This is a genomic window from Methanoregula formicica SMSP (assembly GCF_000327485.1).
GTDB classification, from domain to species: Archaea; Halobacteriota; Methanomicrobia; order Methanomicrobiales; family Methanospirillaceae; genus Methanoregula; species Methanoregula formicica.
In genome coordinates this window covers 2,779,019-2,793,686 of the sequence record NC_019943.1, presented here as the reverse complement: position 1 = coordinate 2,793,686, position 14,668 = coordinate 2,779,019, and the positions used below count along the sequence as shown (strand labels likewise).

At 57.0% G+C, this 14,668-nt stretch carries 18 protein-coding genes; 3 read left to right on the top strand and 15 right to left on the bottom strand.

The window, feature by feature from the left end:
* Positions 1–78 precede the first annotated feature (78 nt).
* From METFOR_RS14160 to METFOR_RS14140, 5 genes are all read right to left on the bottom strand, one after another.
* Positions 79–537 (bottom strand): adenylyltransferase/cytidyltransferase family protein, encoded by a 459-nt coding sequence (locus METFOR_RS14160; RefSeq protein ID WP_015286845.1) that lies wholly within the window; start codon positions 535–537, stop codon positions 79–81.
* Entirely contained in the window at positions 534–905 is a 372-nt protein-coding gene (locus METFOR_RS14155) for a Mov34/MPN/PAD-1 family protein (RefSeq protein WP_015286844.1), read from the bottom strand. The genes METFOR_RS14160 and METFOR_RS14155 overlap by 4 nt, the downstream gene beginning before the upstream one ends.
* Positions 906–991: 86 nt before the next feature.
* The gene (gene budA / locus METFOR_RS14150; RefSeq protein WP_015286843.1) at positions 992–1,810 is read right to left on the bottom strand and encodes an acetolactate decarboxylase; all 819 of its coding nucleotides are present in this window, start codon (positions 1,808–1,810) and stop codon (positions 992–994) included.
* 22 nt (positions 1,811–1,832) lie between these two features.
* The gene (locus METFOR_RS14145; RefSeq protein WP_015286842.1) at positions 1,833–2,114 is read right to left on the bottom strand and encodes a peptidylprolyl isomerase; all 282 of its coding nucleotides are present in this window, start codon (positions 2,112–2,114) and stop codon (positions 1,833–1,835) included.
* Positions 2,115–2,159: 45 nt separating this feature from the next.
* Entirely contained in the window at positions 2,160–3,572 is a 1,413-nt protein-coding gene (locus tag METFOR_RS14140; RefSeq protein WP_015286841.1) for a dihydropteroate synthase-like protein, read from the bottom strand.
* Between the two features lie 41 nt (positions 3,573–3,613).
* Between METFOR_RS14140 and METFOR_RS14135 the strand changes: the two genes are divergently transcribed.
* Positions 3,614–4,291: a CehA/McbA family metallohydrolase gene (locus METFOR_RS14135; RefSeq protein WP_015286840.1), complete on the top strand. Its 678-nt coding sequence runs from the start codon at positions 3,614–3,616 to the stop codon at positions 4,289–4,291.
* Positions 4,246–5,088 carry a tRNA pseudouridine(38-40) synthase TruA gene (gene truA / locus METFOR_RS14130; RefSeq protein ID WP_015286839.1) on the top strand — a complete coding sequence of 281 codons (843 nt, stop codon included), beginning with the start codon at positions 4,246–4,248 and terminating at the stop codon, positions 5,086–5,088. The genes METFOR_RS14135 and truA overlap by 46 nt, the downstream gene beginning before the upstream one ends.
* Positions 5,089–5,092: 4 nt before the next feature.
* Here truA and METFOR_RS14125 read toward each other — a convergent pair whose 3' ends face one another.
* Together METFOR_RS14125 and METFOR_RS14120 are read right to left on the bottom strand one after the other, a co-directional pair.
* Positions 5,093–6,307: an NAD(P)-dependent malic enzyme gene (locus METFOR_RS14125; RefSeq protein WP_015286838.1), complete on the bottom strand. Its 1,215-nt coding sequence runs from the start codon at positions 6,305–6,307 to the stop codon at positions 5,093–5,095.
* A 90-nt stretch (positions 6,308–6,397) separates the two neighbouring features.
* Positions 6,398–6,814 (bottom strand): arsenate reductase ArsC, encoded by a 417-nt coding sequence (locus METFOR_RS14120; protein ID WP_015286837.1) that lies wholly within the window; start codon positions 6,812–6,814, stop codon positions 6,398–6,400.
* Between the two features lie 115 nt (positions 6,815–6,929).
* On the opposite strand from METFOR_RS14120, the gene METFOR_RS14115 reads away from it, so the two are divergent.
* Entirely contained in the window at positions 6,930–7,469 is a 540-nt protein-coding gene (locus METFOR_RS14115) for a YkgJ family cysteine cluster protein (protein ID WP_015286836.1), read from the top strand.
* A gap of 18 nt (positions 7,470–7,487) precedes the next feature.
* Here the strand turns inward: METFOR_RS14115 and METFOR_RS15120 are convergent, their stop codons facing one another.
* From METFOR_RS15120 to trpE, 8 genes are all read right to left on the bottom strand, one after another.
* A complete protein-coding gene (locus METFOR_RS15120; RefSeq protein WP_015286835.1) occupies positions 7,488–7,898 on the bottom strand; it encodes a putative hemolysin in 411 nt (136 codons plus the stop codon).
* 72 nt (positions 7,899–7,970) lie between these two features.
* Positions 7,971–8,762, bottom strand: coding sequence for a tryptophan synthase subunit alpha (gene trpA / locus METFOR_RS14105; protein WP_015286834.1), 792 nt, complete (start codon positions 8,760–8,762; stop codon positions 7,971–7,973).
* Positions 8,759–9,934, bottom strand: coding sequence for a tryptophan synthase subunit beta (trpB, locus tag METFOR_RS14100; RefSeq protein WP_015286833.1), 1,176 nt, complete (start codon positions 9,932–9,934; stop codon positions 8,759–8,761). Before trpB ends, trpA begins: the two co-directional genes overlap by 4 nt.
* Positions 9,931–10,521 (bottom strand): phosphoribosylanthranilate isomerase, encoded by a 591-nt coding sequence (locus METFOR_RS14095; RefSeq protein ID WP_015286832.1) that lies wholly within the window; start codon positions 10,519–10,521, stop codon positions 9,931–9,933. The genes trpB and METFOR_RS14095 overlap by 4 nt, the downstream gene beginning before the upstream one ends.
* Positions 10,512–11,267 carry an indole-3-glycerol phosphate synthase TrpC gene (locus METFOR_RS14090; RefSeq protein WP_015286831.1) on the bottom strand — a complete coding sequence of 252 codons (756 nt, stop codon included), beginning with the start codon at positions 11,265–11,267 and terminating at the stop codon, positions 10,512–10,514. Before METFOR_RS14090 ends, METFOR_RS14095 begins: the two co-directional genes overlap by 10 nt.
* Complete coding sequence (gene trpD, locus METFOR_RS14085) at positions 11,264–12,280, bottom strand: anthranilate phosphoribosyltransferase (RefSeq protein WP_199484015.1); 1,017 nt, start codon at positions 12,278–12,280, stop codon at positions 11,264–11,266. Before trpD ends, METFOR_RS14090 begins: the two co-directional genes overlap by 4 nt.
* Positions 12,280–12,861, bottom strand: coding sequence for an anthranilate synthase component II (locus METFOR_RS14080; RefSeq protein WP_015286829.1), 582 nt, complete (start codon positions 12,859–12,861; stop codon positions 12,280–12,282). The genes trpD and METFOR_RS14080 overlap by 1 nt, the downstream gene beginning before the upstream one ends.
* Positions 12,858–14,384: an anthranilate synthase component I gene (gene trpE / locus METFOR_RS14075; protein ID WP_015286828.1), complete on the bottom strand. Its 1,527-nt coding sequence runs from the start codon at positions 14,382–14,384 to the stop codon at positions 12,858–12,860. Before trpE ends, METFOR_RS14080 begins: the two co-directional genes overlap by 4 nt.
* Between the last annotated feature and the right edge of the window lie 284 nt (positions 14,385–14,668).

Below are 14,668 nucleotides of genomic sequence, written 5' to 3'. Positions count from 1 at the left end.
ACTCCTGGTACGTGTAGGATTATGGCCGGAAGCGATAAGGGTTCCGGCTGGAGAGGCTGGAAAATTGTTCCTTGTGGATCAATGATCTTTGTGCTCCGGGTGGTGCAGGTCGTGGCACCGCTTGTCGAGGATGCGCTGGACGACCAGCCGCGAACTGCAGAGGTCGCCATCGGCATATTTCCCGATGCGGACAATCCGGGAGGCGATGCTCCTTGCCCGGAGCTGGTCTTCCAGTTTTTGTTCATTGAAGAGCTGGTTGAACCCGATGGTGATGATCTCTGGCCGAATCTCTTCAATGGGCCGGAACATGTCAATTTTGTCCCCGAGGATCGCGTGGTCGACCGGTTTTAATGCCGCGACCATGGCAAGCCTGTGCTCTTCCGGGATGACCGGGCGGGGCTTATGTTTTACATTCGAGTCCCGGGCAACGATGACCCAGAGTTCATCGCCGAGTTTTTTCGACTCTTTCAGGTAATAGAGATGCCCCGGGTGGAGGATATCGAACGTCCCGGTGGCAACTATCCGGCGCCCGGTCATGGGATCACCTCCAGATCGTGGGGTTCACCGTTGGCAGTAAAACATCGCCAGTTGTTCTTCCGGTAGGGATAGCCGATGATCAGGTGGTACCGCCCGGTCCGCGGGAAGAAGCTGAGATCGGCGTCAGAAGGGAGGATTACGCCATTGGGATGGCTGTGGGCGCTGCCGGCAACATGGGTATCGAGCGGCATCATATCATAAAAAACGGAGGCAGAGTCCTCGCGCCCGATTGTCCCGGGCAACAGGTTCAGCTCCTCCATGATCCCGTCCTGCTCGCGGATGATGCCCGCAAACTCGTTCGGGTGATTCTCGCGCCCCATCTGGAGAAGGAGGGAAAGGAGGTCCTGCCGGATTCCACGGATGTTCATGTCTCTGCCCCGTCCGGCTTCGCTGATGCCGGATATACCGGAATTATTGGTCCCGCTTGCTCAAATATACTGTCATGAAAAAGGTGTTATTTCTCGACCTTTGCGAGGTCAGAACTCAGGTCGCCTGAAAGGTCTGCACCGGTGAAATCCCCGCTCGTGGGAAGGGCCATGGTAAATCCCGGGGTAATATCGTATTCGACCTCTGTGTCTGCAGGCAGAGTGAAGTCGAGGATATGGCCTCCTGCTGTCCTGTCGTCACTCAGGTAGTGGAGATGGAAACCGGGGACATTCACGCCCTTGAAGAAGACCGGGGTATAAAAGCCTACGACAGTCCCCGTTGTTCCGGAAAAGATATATGCGGACTGGTTCTTTACCGCCTCAGAGAGGACCGGGTAGGGCTCCTGCTGGGCTGGGACCGAGCGCACCTTCATGAAAGGGAATGTGCAGTGCATCCGGACCGCATAGATCATGTTTCCGGTCGGGAGCTGCTCTTCCATCGACGTTGCGAAAACCGAGAGGTTCATCGGATTTTTCGTGGTGATATTCTGGTCGGCCTGGAAATACGTGACCGTGGCAAATGGTGTGGTCAGGTTGTCCGGCACGCTGAGGATCGTGCCGTCTGCCTTTGCCTGGTACACGACACCATCCAGGACGATCATCTCACCATCGAGAGCATCGAAGGTTCCTATCCCGAAATCCCCGCGGCTCTTCAGGTCTCTGATTGGCCTGACTCCATCATACACTCCAAGCATGAGTGCATCGATTGTCGAGACCTGATAGAGGGTGTCATGGTCAGCTGGAACCGGAGCCGGAACGGACCTGATAAAATGGGAGTATGCAGATACGCCGGCAAAGACGATCACGACAGCGAGTCCGATGCCTAAAAAAAATTTTACAGTATCCATAGATGGATTTCCCCTTCGGGGATTACTTCTTCCCGGTCACCTTGATGACATGGAACCCGAACTGGGTCTTGATCGGCCCGACGACCTTGCCGACCTCTTCCTCGAATGCGACCTTCTCGAACTCAGGGACCATCATGCCCTTGCCAAACCAGCCAAGGTCTCCACCTTTCTTACCCGAAGGGCAGGAAGAGAACCTGCGGGCGACCTTGTCGAACTCCTCTCCATCAGAGAGGCGTTTCATGATCTGTTTTGCCTGTTCTTCCGTCTTGACAAGAATGTGGGATGCGCGAGCCTGTGCTGCCATGCTGTACAGGTGCCCTTTTCGGGAGATAAAGCGTTGGATCCTTGATCAGAATTCCCCGTCCTGCTCGAAACTGCGCCCGTACCGTATTGCCAGTTCCGCCTTGTAGAGTTCCCGGCCCAGGTAACCGGCATGATCGAGAAGAGAGACATCTCCCTGCGAAAGGATGGTGTGCAAAACATCCTGCCAGCGCGTGCCCTGCACCGCCTTCCCATGGATAACTGCAACAATCCGGTCACCCTCGATGCCGATCCGGAAATTCCCGTTCGGATCGTACTCGATCTCATCCGGCATGCTCTGAGCGCTGGTGATAGTTTCATAGTTCAAGGGGGGCTCGCGCCGGCGCCGCTTCTCCTTTAAGAGGAGGAGGTCGATGCCGAGATCCTTCGGGTAGGGCCGTTCGCGGGCAAGGGCCATCATCTCCGTTGCCCTGCGCATTTCGCGAACGGATCCCCGGGTTTTATCTGAGTGCTCGCTGGTGAAGATCACTGCTGTCCCCACCTCCATCGCCATCCCCGCGAGGAGGGCATTGATACCGGGGGAGTCGGCGTCGATGAGCTCGGCGACATTGCCGGCACCGAAGAAAAGGGGATGACACCCCCTCTGGAAATTCTTCAGCGAGGAGACCAGCCCGGACCCGGCCGGCTGGAGAAGGGGATCGGCAATGATGCACCGGACTCCCTCCCGTTTTGCCAGTGTGATGTTCTTTGTTAGCGTGCTCGCCCCCGGAACAATCACTGCTGCTGCCCCGGCCTCTGCCACCTCCCTGCCGACCTTTGGGATGTTCTCCTCCTGCAGGCTGAGAATGAGATCGGCCCGGATAAGAGCCGCCCTTATTAACGCGGGGATCTGCGTGTCCGCTGCAAGAGGACGATCGATCCCGTCGAGTTCTGAGAAGACCCGGGTGACATCTTCCGGTGTTGCATCGAATCCGAATCCCAGGTCAACAATATCCGCCCCTGATTCAAAGAACTGCCCAACCCGCTCACATATAGTATCGCATCGGTGGGCGTCCATGATCTCGGCAAGGACCTTCATCCGCGATTCACCGCCAATTTTCACGCCTCGGATGATGAAATCGCATTCAGCCTCCCGCTCACTTGCTTCAACATGGGCCTTTGCCTCGTTTGCCTTCTGCGAAGCAAGGAAATCGTCTGCGGGAACAGTCTTTGAAAGGGAGTTTTTTTCGATGAGGGGGAGGATCAGCGAAAGGTCTGCCGCATGACGCGGCCCACGGTATACCGGGACCCCGGTTTCACGCTCGACCTGCTCGAATGAAGCCGTACTCATCCCGGAAACGATCACCATATCGTATTTTTTCTTTTGCAGGATCACCTTAATCTGGTGCGGTGTCAGAAAGGACGCGATCTCCCCGGTAACGATGACGTCTGCGTCACACCCGGCGGCTGCCTGGCGGACCATCTCTTCGGTGGCGGAGCCGGTAGGGAGGAGGATGCGCATAAGTTCCCTTAATACCAGAGAGATAAAAACACTATGATCAGATGCTAGCCTGCGATCTGCACGTGCATACCAGTTATTCCAGGGACGGGGAGAGCAGTGTCGAGGAGATCCTCCGGCAGGCAGCAGCAGAGGGGCTCGACGCGATCGCCATCACGGACCATGACTCTGTCGAAGGGGCGAAGAAAGCCCTCACGATCCCGTCTCCCGTTCTTGTCATTCCCGGTATCGAGGTCTCCACAAAACAGGGCCATCTTCTCGTGCTGGGTGTCACCGAGGTCATCCCCGCAGGTCTTGATGTTGTGACAACGGTGCGGATTGCACGGGAGATGAACGCTCTTGCCATCCTCCCCCACCCGTACCATGTCTGGCGCCACGGGGTTGCCCGCCGGAAGAAAGTGGGGATGAACGTTGTCGATGCTGTCGAGGTCTTCAACAGCCGGTATATTGTGGGCTCGGCAAACAAAAAGGCGGCCAGGATTGCAAAGCGTCTCGGCAAGCCGTGTGTCGGAGGCAGCGATGCCCACAACGCAAAGTTCGTCGGGTTTGGCCGGACCTATGTTGACGCGGAAAAGAATGTCCCTGCCATCCTCGATGCAATCCGGGCCGGAAGAGTATCCTATGGCGGCAGGAAAACGCCGCTGCGCACGTACACGCGCCAGTCAATCAACAACACATGGAGAAAGATCAAGCGGATCACCCGTCACATCCAGCTCCGGTAAGGCTTGCGTTCCGGGTCTCCTATCTTGGCAGCCGGTTCTTCGGATCGCAGATGCAGGTCTCCGAGCGGACTGTTGAGGGAGAGTTCGTTGCCGCCTGCCAGCGGCTCAGCCTCTTCTCGGATTGGCGGGATGCCGGCTTCCTGTTCGCCGGCAGAACCGATCGGGGGGTTCACGCAATCGGGCAGGTAGCGGCGTTTTCAACGGATGTACCGGAGCGGGCAGTCGCCACGATCAACCTGCAACTGCCTCCCGACTGCTGGTGCACGGCATATGCGGAAGTGTCCCCAACCTTCCACCCGCGGTATGATGCAAAGAAACGCACATACCGGTATTTCTTTTCCCGTGCCCCACCCTGCATTGATGCAATGGCACACGCAGCGGCGCGGTTTGTCGGTAGCCACAACTTCTCCAGCTTTGCCCGAATGGACGGGAGGAACCCGTGCCGGACGGTCTATTCTGCACGGGTGCTGGAAGAAGGAGGTTTTGTCTGCCTTGAGGTAACTGCAGAAAGTTTCCTCTGGCACCAGGTGCGCTGCATGGCAACTGCTTTGCTCCGCATCGGTGAAGGAGAGGAGGACGTGGATCTCATTGACCATCTCCTTACTGCGGAGCCGGAAAAAGCCCTCTCACCTGCTCCGGCTGAAGGGCTTGTCCTGTGGGATACTGATTGTGGTATCTGCTGGAAACCGATTGTCGCGCGTGAGCGGAGTGCCCGTTTTATTGACGATCTCCTGCGGCATCATTTTCTCATGGGAAATGTGTGCCAGGTATTGCAGCAGGACCGGCCCTCTTCCTGATCGTTTAACCGATATCCCGTGCGCAGCCGCTTTCCACGGCAGCGTTCCGGACCGCCTCTGCTACCGCAGAGACAACGCGACGGTTCAGAATGGCCGGGAGGATCCGGTCATGGCGGGGGCGCTTGACAAAGTCTGCAAGTGCGTGGGCCGCCGCGACTTTCATCTCATCTGAGATCCGGGTTGCCCGGGCATCGAGTGCGCCCCGGAAGATCCCGGGAAATGCGAGTGCATAATTGATCTGGTTGGGATAATCATTCCGGCCGGTCCCGACAATTGCTGCACCCGCCTGGAGTGCGTCCCCGGGAAGGATCTCCGGTGTCGGATGGGCAAGGGCAAAGATGATCGGGTCCTTGTTCATGGAACGGATCATCGAGGGGGTGATAATCCCGGGCACAGAGACGCCGATACAGACATCGGCCTCTCTCAGGGCATCGGCCAGGGATCCCGTCCTGCCGGTCTTGTTGGTCTCCTCGCTGATGATGAACTTATACTTGTTTGCGTACAGGCCATCACGGCGCCGGTGGATGATCCCGTTCCTGTCGCAGACAATGATGTCGTTGACACTGCTGCAGAGGCCGGGTTTGTAACCGATGCACTTGAGCATCCGGGTGATCGCGTATCCTGCCGCCCCGGCCCCGGAGACAACGATGTTTAAGTCCTCGAACTTCTTGTTTGTCACTTTACAGGCATTGATGAGTGCTGCGAGGACAACGACTGCTGTACCGTGCTGGTCGTCGTGCATCACCGGGATACCGATATCCTGCAATGACTCCTCGAGCTCGAAGCACCGTGGCGCCGCAATATCCTCCAGCGCGATCCCGCCAAAGACCGGGGCGATATTCCTGATGTCATCGGCAAATTCCAGGTGGTAGCGTTCGAAACAGAGCGGGAAGGCATCGATACCGGCAAGCTTCTTGAAGAGGAGTGCCTTCCCTTCCATAACGGGAATCGCCGCGTATCCCCCGATATTCCCGAGCGAGAGGACACGGGAGCCGTCGGTCACGATGGCAATCGTGTTGGCCTTGAGGGTATACTTGTAAGCGAGATCCTTGTTCCTGTGGATCTCCCGGCAGACCTCTGCAACGCCGGGGGTATAGGCAAGGGAGAGATCCTTCCGGTTCTTCACCGGGACTTTCGAATAGACCTCTATCTTGCCCTTGTGCTTCCGGTGAAGTTCAAGGGATTCCGTGTAAATGTCCGCCTTCTTTGTCCGTTTCATCAGTACCGGTCCTACTTCAATGAAGGCAATGGCATTTCATCAATCTTGTTGTCGGGTTCTGGGTGTCGGGAGGTTTCGGTAAAGTTGTTATCATTCAGGACCGAACGTGGCATCGATCCACGCTGCTATCTCATCCCTGACCCGCCGGTAACCGTCAAGGATCTCGTCCTCCGTTCCCGGTGTCAGGTGGGGATCGGTAAATCCATAGTGTAGTGTCCTCGCGGCATTGCGTACGGTCGGGCAGACTGCATGCGCATTGTCGCAGAGCGTTACGGCAACATCAAAGGAAGATCCGGACACCGCATCAAGGGTTTTTGACTGGTGATGCGAGATATCGATCCCGATCTCCTGCATCACTGCTATGGTCCGTGTGCTGATCCTTGACTGGCGTGTACCGGCGCTATATGCCTCGTAACGATCACCATGCCGGGCGCGGAGCAACCCCTCCGCCATCTGGGAGCGGGCAGCGTTCGCAGTACAGATAAAGAGGACCTTCGTTTTGGCCATGCGATCATCTCCCGGGATACTATCCCTTGTTGGTTGCGTGGTATGTCTGCACGCTGGTTGAAAAGCATTGGGAGGATTATGCCGGATTATCTGTCTTTATCATTACAGCGGTCTTATGAACGATTACCGTATGGCAAAATTCACCTGCGACTCCTGTGGCAAGTGCTGTTCCAGCTTTGGATCGTTCATTTCCATCGAGCGGCAGCTGAATGACCGTGATTACTATTGCCGGTACTCTCTTACCCGCGACCTGTTTCCGGTCCATGTAAACCGGGAATATGCTGGCGAGGTCTCTGATCGGTACTCTGCTCAATCCGGAACTTCCGCATCTCCTGGAAAAAAGCCATGCCCATTTCTCTGCCGTAAATCTGGCGGCGATGGTTTTGACTGTGCCATCTATGACAGTCGACCTCCCGCCTGCCGTGATTTCCGTTGCTACCGGATGCTCGTGTACGACAGGGAGAACCAGCTCATCGGGAAGGTGATTGGTGCAGGCGAGATCGGCACATCTGATGATACGCTGGCCCGGCTCTGGAGGGAAGAGCTAGCTCCGCTTCCCCATGCACACCCACCAGGAGGGAACGATCCCGCCTGGGTAAAAAAGGTCACCGCCATCCTCGCGGCACACGCGTTTCGCGGGGATGCAGTGGAATGATCTGTTAATCGAGTGGCCTTACTCCGATGCAGTAGCCGTTACGGTAGCGGTGGTTTCCGTGGTGACGTTCGTAGCAGCCGCAGTTGTCGCTGTTGCAGTCGGTGCTGTGTAAGGCTTGCAGCCTTCTCCGCGGAAGAGTGCCCACTCTTCGCAGGTGGTTCCGTTGGTGAACGTGCACATGCCGTACTGGCCACCATCGGTTGCGGTCTTGATCTCGGTCTGGCCGCCAAGGGTCCCGCAGTTCACGGATGCGGGGTTAGCGATACCGGTAACCGCTGCCGGGGTCTCTGCCGCGGAGGTTGCTACCGGTGCAACAGTCGTGGTGGTCGTCACTGCTGTCGTTGTCTGGGGCTGGGTACAGCCCGCGATGAGCATGCCTGCGATGACGCATGCACCAAGAAGTACAAAAATACCCGTTCTGGAAATCATGATAATTCCCCGGTATCATTCGCGGGCGCGATATAAAAAGAGAGTGTTTTAATGGCGCTATTTCCCGATTACTCAATGGATAGCCTCTTTCATCCGCATTCCATAATCCTTAAGCTTCCGTTCCATTACCTTGGGGTTGCCCAGATTCCGTTCAACAATACTGACAATCGCGCTGCCCACGATAACGCCATCGGCTCCCGCCGCGGCACAGGTCTTTGCATGTTCCGGTGATGAGATGCCAAAACCAAGGGCCAGCGGGATGTCGGTATGCTTTCGGACACGGCCGATCAGCGCAAGCGCTTCTGATGATACCTGGTCCCGCATACCGGTCACTCCCAGAACTGCGACAAGGTAGAGGTACCCCCGCGCCTTTTTTACGATCCTGTCTATCCTTTCATCGGATGTCGTCTGCGTGACCAGAAAGATGGGGTCGATCCCGTACTGTGCAGCCGCCTCGGTGACCCCGGCGGACTCTTCCACCGGCATATCTGCGACAAGGATGCCATCAACACCGGCTTCGTGGGCTTCGCGGTAAAACCGGTCAATGCCTCTTTTGTGGACTACGTTATAGTAGGTCAGGAAGACAATGGGGATATCGGAGTATTCCCGGACCGCTTTCACAAGCCTGAAGATGGTATCCGGATTCGTGCCGGCAGCCAAAGCCCGTTCATCAGCGCGCTGGATCACGGGGCCGTCGGCAACCGGATCCGAAAAGGGCACCCCGAATTCAAGGATGTCTGTCCCTCCGTCGATGAGTGCCTTTGCAATCCGGAGGGACGTGACCTCGTCCGGGTCCCCGGCAACAGTGAACCCTATGAACGCAGTCTTTCCGCGTTTCTCGAATACCCGGTCGATCCGGCTCATATAACACACCCCTGCATCCGCGCCACCTCAGCTACGTCCTTGTCGCCCCGGCCGGAGAGGTTAATGACCACGATGTCGTCGCGGTCGAATCGTTCACGGTTCGCCATGACATAAGCAACTGCGTGGGCTGACTCGAGTGCCGGGATGATCCCTTCGGAACGCGAGAGGAACCGGAATGCATCGAGTACGTCTGCATCATTGGCTGCGGCATAGGTAACCCTTTGGCTGTCCTTCAACATTGCGTGCTCGGGGCCAACGCCCGGGTAGTCGAGCCCGGCAGAGATGCTGTGGGTGGGCAGCACCTGACCGTCCGGATCCTGGAGCAGGTACGAGAATGCGCCGTGCAGCACGCCCGGCTCGCCGGCACAGAGCGTTGCCGAGTGCTCGCCGGTCTCGATCCCTTTACCTCCAGCCTCAACACCTACGAGTTCGACATCGTCCTTTACGAAGGGGTAGAAGATTCCCATGGCATTCGAGCCGCCACCCACGCAGGCAACGATCGTGTCCGGCAGCCGCCCCTCTTTTTCCAGGACCTGTTGTCTGGTCTCATGGCCGATCACTGCCTGGAAATCGCGGACAATCCGGGGATACGGGTGCGGGCCGACAACCGAGCCGATCAGGTAATAGGTGTCCCGGACATTGGCAGCCCAGTCACGGAGCGCCTCGTTCGTTGCATCCTTGAGGGTTCGGGTCCCGGATGTTACCGGGATGACTTTTGCCCCCATCAGTTCCATCCGGAAGACATTGAGCGCCTGACGCTTCGTATCAACTTCTCCCATGTAGACTTCTACCGGCATACCAAAGGCAGCACCCACGATTGCTGTTGCGACACCATGCTGGCCGGCACCGGTCTCGGCGATGAGCCGTTTTTTGCCCATGCGCTTTGCAAGGAGGGCCTGCCCGAGCGTATTATTCAGTTTGTGCGAGCCGCCGTGCACGAGGTCCTCGCGTTTGAGATAGATCCTGCACCCGAGTTCCTTTGATGCGTTCGGGCAGAACGTAAGGGGGGTTTCCCGGCCGGCGTACTCTTTCTGGAGGGCTGCCAGATCCGCTGCAAACGTTTTGTCCTCCCCGATCTTCTCGTATGCTGCTTCCAGTTCCAGCAGCGCGCTCATCAGGGTTTCCGAGACGTATTGTCCGCCATAATCCCCGTATCGTTTTTCCAGTGTCATGGTATCTGCTCCTGCATACGACAGGCGGCGATAAACGCCTTGATTTTCTTATGGTCCTTGATCCCCGGGGAGACCTCGACTCCGCTTGCTACGTCCACGGCATAGGGTCGGACTTCGCGGATCGCAGCCCCGACATTTTCTGGTGTAAGCCCTCCGGCGAGGATGACCGGAATTCTGGCAGTCCTGACAGCATCCCTGGCATATGAACGGTCAAACGTTCTTCCCGTGCCGTGGCTGTCATCAACGATGATGGCATCGCAATCAACAGGCAGGGGCTCTCCTCTGCCGGCAACCCGGATGAGTTTCACTCCCGGATGGTTGTCAAATTTGAAGGGACGAGATATCTGGATCGCGTCAGGGCTGAGCGCGATCATCTTCCGGAGTTCATCTTCCGAGGTTGTGTGCGACACGGCAACCGTTGTGGTGAAAGGACCGACGGCGCGAAAGATCTTTTTTGCCTGCTCCAGCGGGACATTCCTGCGGGAAACGTTTCCTGAACAGACAACAACGCCGATTGCATCAGCGCCGGCTTCTTCGGCAAAGCGTGCATCTTCCGGCCGTGTGATGCCGCAGATCTTTATGCGCATACGAACTCCTCCAGCTTCTTTCCCGGTTGCTTGTCGGACATGATAGATGAACCGATGAGGAACGCATCGCAGTATCCCCTCATCTCGCGGACATCATCGGCAGATCGCATCCCGCTCTCCGATACGATCAGCTTCCCTTTTCCTCTGATATTTCCGGAAAGGATACGTGTGGTTGAACGGTCGATGGTCATGGTGGCAAGATTACGGTTGTTGATGCCGATCAGGGTTGCCTGCGTACCGAGCGCGGATTCGGCTTCATCAGCATTGTGGACTTCCACCAGCGGTTCGAGATGATAATCCATTGCCATATCGACGAATGCCGGCAGGCGCTTCCCCAGCACTGAGGCTATCAGGAGCACGGCATCTGCACCGAGAGCACGCGATTCCGCGATCTGGCGTTCATCAATGATGAAATCCTTCCGGAGCACCGGAATATTCACTGTTGATTTGACAAGAGGGATGTCCTGCCCGGTCCCCCCGAAGAAGTAGGGTTCGGTCAGCACCGAGAGGGCAACGCATCCCGCTCCTGCAAGTACGCCGGCCATCTGGGCCATGTCGACGTTACGCCGGATGATACCGCGTGAGGGTGATGCACACTTGATCTCTGCGATCACAGCGTTTTTGCCCTCCCGCTCCCGTATGGCCTTGATTAGGCTGGCATGGTTGTCCCAGGGAGGTTCCGGAAACGTTTCGGGAAGCAGCGCCACCCGTTTTTCCGTACGCCTGACAATATCATCAAGGATCATGCGGCACCCCGTGTGGTATCCACCAGCGCATTGAGCCGTGCAAGGGCATTTCCTGAATCGATCGCAGTTCCGGCCAGGAGTACTCCCTCGTGCAGGTCGCGAGCCATGCCCCCAACATAGATGGCGGCGCCGGCATTCATGAGCACGATGTCCCGCCCCGGTCCCCGCTCACCATGGAGGATGTCCCGGATAATGCGTGCATTGGTAGCAGCATCTCCGCCAGACAGATCAGGGACCTGTGCCGGTGCAATGCCATAGTCCCTGCAATCCAGGGAATAGTTATGGATTACGTCCTCCTTAAGCTCCGAGACTACCGTTTCCCCTGTTGTGGTGATCTCATCCAGTCCGCTCCCGTGAACCACCATGGCACGGGAGATCCCAAGGAGCCTTAAGACCTCCGCCATCGTGGGAGTCAGGTCTGGGTGGTACACTCCCAGCACCTGTGCCTGGGCGCCTGCCGGGTTTGCCAGCGGGCCAAGGATGTTGAAGACCGTCCTGCACCCGATCTCCTGCCGGGCGGCCATCACGTGGCGCATGGCCGGGTGGTGCATTGGTGCGAAGAGGAACGCGATACCCGCCCTCTCGAGAATGCCAGCCTGGGAATCAGGCCCAAGGGCGATGTTCACCCCGAGGGCTGAAAGGACGTCCGCAGAACCGCAGAGGCTGCTGACGCTCCGGTTGCCATGCTTGACAACCGGGATTCCCGCGCCCGCGGCAACGAATGCCGATGCCGTACTGATATTGAATGTACGCATGCTGTCGCCCCCGGTGCCGCAGGTGTCGACCAGCAGCCGTGTCGTTACCGGCCTGATGGAGACCGCGTGCTGTCGCATGATGCGGGCAAACGCGGCAATCTCATACGGTCGTTCTCCTTTCATCCGGAGCGCAGTAAGGAAAGCACCAATCTGTGCCGGGGTTGCTTTGCCCTCCATGATGGTGTCCATGGCTCCGGCCGCCTCGGCTTCGGTAAGATCCTGCTGGTCCATCAACCGCTGGATGATCTCCCTGAAGATCACGATCCTACCCCCGCTCCGAAAAGGAAGTTCCTGATGATGTGGTCGCCCTCCGTTGAGAGGACACTCTCCGGGTGGAACTGCACCCCGTCAATCGGGTAGGACCGGTGACGCACCCCCATGACATATCCGTCATCGGTACTGGTTGCCGTGATCTCCAGATCATCAGGCAGGGATGCATCCCTTGCGATAAGGGAATGGTAGCGGGTGGCGACAAAGGGCGTCGGGACCCTGCTGAAGATCCCTGTCCCGGTGTGCTGGATGGCCGAGGTTTTCCCGTGCATCAGGTGCGGTGCGCGGACAACCTCCCCGCCAAATGCTGTGCAGATTACCTGGTGGCCAAGACAGACCCCGAGCGTTGGGATCTTCCGGCTCATCGTTTCCAGTACATCAGGACAAACGCCAGCGTCATCCGGGGTTCCCGGGCCCGGCGAGAGGATGATACGCTCGCATGGTGTCCGCTTCACCACGTCTACAGGTGTGTCGCAGGACAGGACAACCGGTTCGGCTCCAAGCTTTCCCACCTGCTGGTACAGGTTATAGGTGAAACTGTCGTAACAGTCTACAATCAGTACTTTCATGAACAGGCTCCAGAACGTTCGATTGCCCGGATCATTGCCGCCGCTTTGTTTTCGGTCTCTTTCCACTCGTTTTCCGGAACCGAATCAGCAACGATTCCCGCACCGACCTGGACATATGCCCGGCCATTTATCACCTGTATTGTCCGTATGGCGATGGCGAAATCCAGGTTCCGGTCAAATCCGATATACCCGACAGCGCCGGCATACAGCCCCCGTTTCTCCGGCTCCTGCTCGTCAATGATCTGCATTGCCCGGATCTTGGGGGCGCCCGATACGGTCCCTGCTGGGAAACAGGACTTGAAGGCGTCATAGCAGTCCAAGTTGTCGCGGAGTGTGCCGCTGACCGTTGACACGATATGCTGGACGTGGGAGAACTTCTCGATGCCCATGAACTCGCTGACCTGCACCGACCCAAAGCGGCAGACGCGGCCAAGATCATTTCGTGCAAGATCGACGAGCATGGTATGCTCTGCACGCTCCTTCTTGTCCATGAGCAGTTCTTTTTCCAGCCGGGTGTCCTCCTCTGCCGTACGGCCCCGCGGGCGAGTTCCGGCAATCGGGACCGTTGTCACCTGGCGTCTCTCGACCCGTACCAGCATCTCGGGACTTGCCCCGATGATCTTCTCCTCACCAAAATCGAGATAGTACATGTACGGGCTCGGATTGATCTCGCGCAGGGCAGCATAGACCGCGAAGGGATCATCCGGAACGGGAAAGTCCAGCCTTCGTGAGAGTACTGCCTGGAAGATGTCCCCGGCAACGATATGACTCTTGACATCGGTCACCGCCTGCTCGAATGTTTGCTGAGAAACAGAGGTGCCAAATGAAGAGGGGGTTACCTTCGTCGAGGGGGGGAAAACGCCCGATTGTCTGGGAACCAGTCCCGCGATCCTGTCAGCAAGGGCTTGGATCTTCCGTGTGCATTGTTCATATTCCATCCTGAGATCGGAGTCATAGGTGAGGAACGGGCTGGAGAAGAGGTACATCCGTTTATCCCGGTGATCGATCACGATACAGTCTTTTGTGAGCATGAACCGGGCATCGTGATAACTGTCTGGTAGACCTGTCGCTTTTTTTGTGGTCCGTTTTACGTTATCAAAGAGCGAGTACACGCAGTCATACGCGAAATACCCGACCATGCCCCCGAAAAACCGGGGAGCCTTGACATTCATGTAATGGAACCGCGAGAGGATCGATTGTATCCGGTCAACCGGGTTTGTGCCGTCAGGGTCCTGGGCAATAGAGGTAAAAGGCTCATTCCCGGCAATCTCAACGGTGTCCTGTACCGTGACGATCATCTCCGGCTCTATCCCGATAAAGGAATACCGGGCAAGTTTCTCACTCCCCTCCATTGATTCCAGCAGGAATCCGCATCCTGTCGTCGTGCCCTCATACAGGACAAGCGGTGAGATATCCGGGAGCGGCAGTTCCGCACAAAGGGGGATGATGAGCGGTTTGGGCTGGGTCTTTACCGCGGTAATGAACTCATCCAATCCGAGATTGAGTATCAGTTTTTGTGTCATTTTCTGGTAACCGATCCGGCCAGTCAGGGGCCGGTTGTTCTTTCAGTGAGAATTCCTGGTTTTTCGTGCGGAAGCATTCCCGCAGAGTGTGAATACATGGTCAACTTTGTACATATTTATACATTATTGTAATTTTTTGGTTATTGTAGCATTTTATATTACATTTTTTAGGTGAAACGGAACGTTCTGTGAGATCGCGCGCGAACTCCTGGTCCGGGGCAATCTCCGGATCACATGCATCACAATACTGGACACCTGCCCTTGCCCGTCTTAAAAGTTTCCTG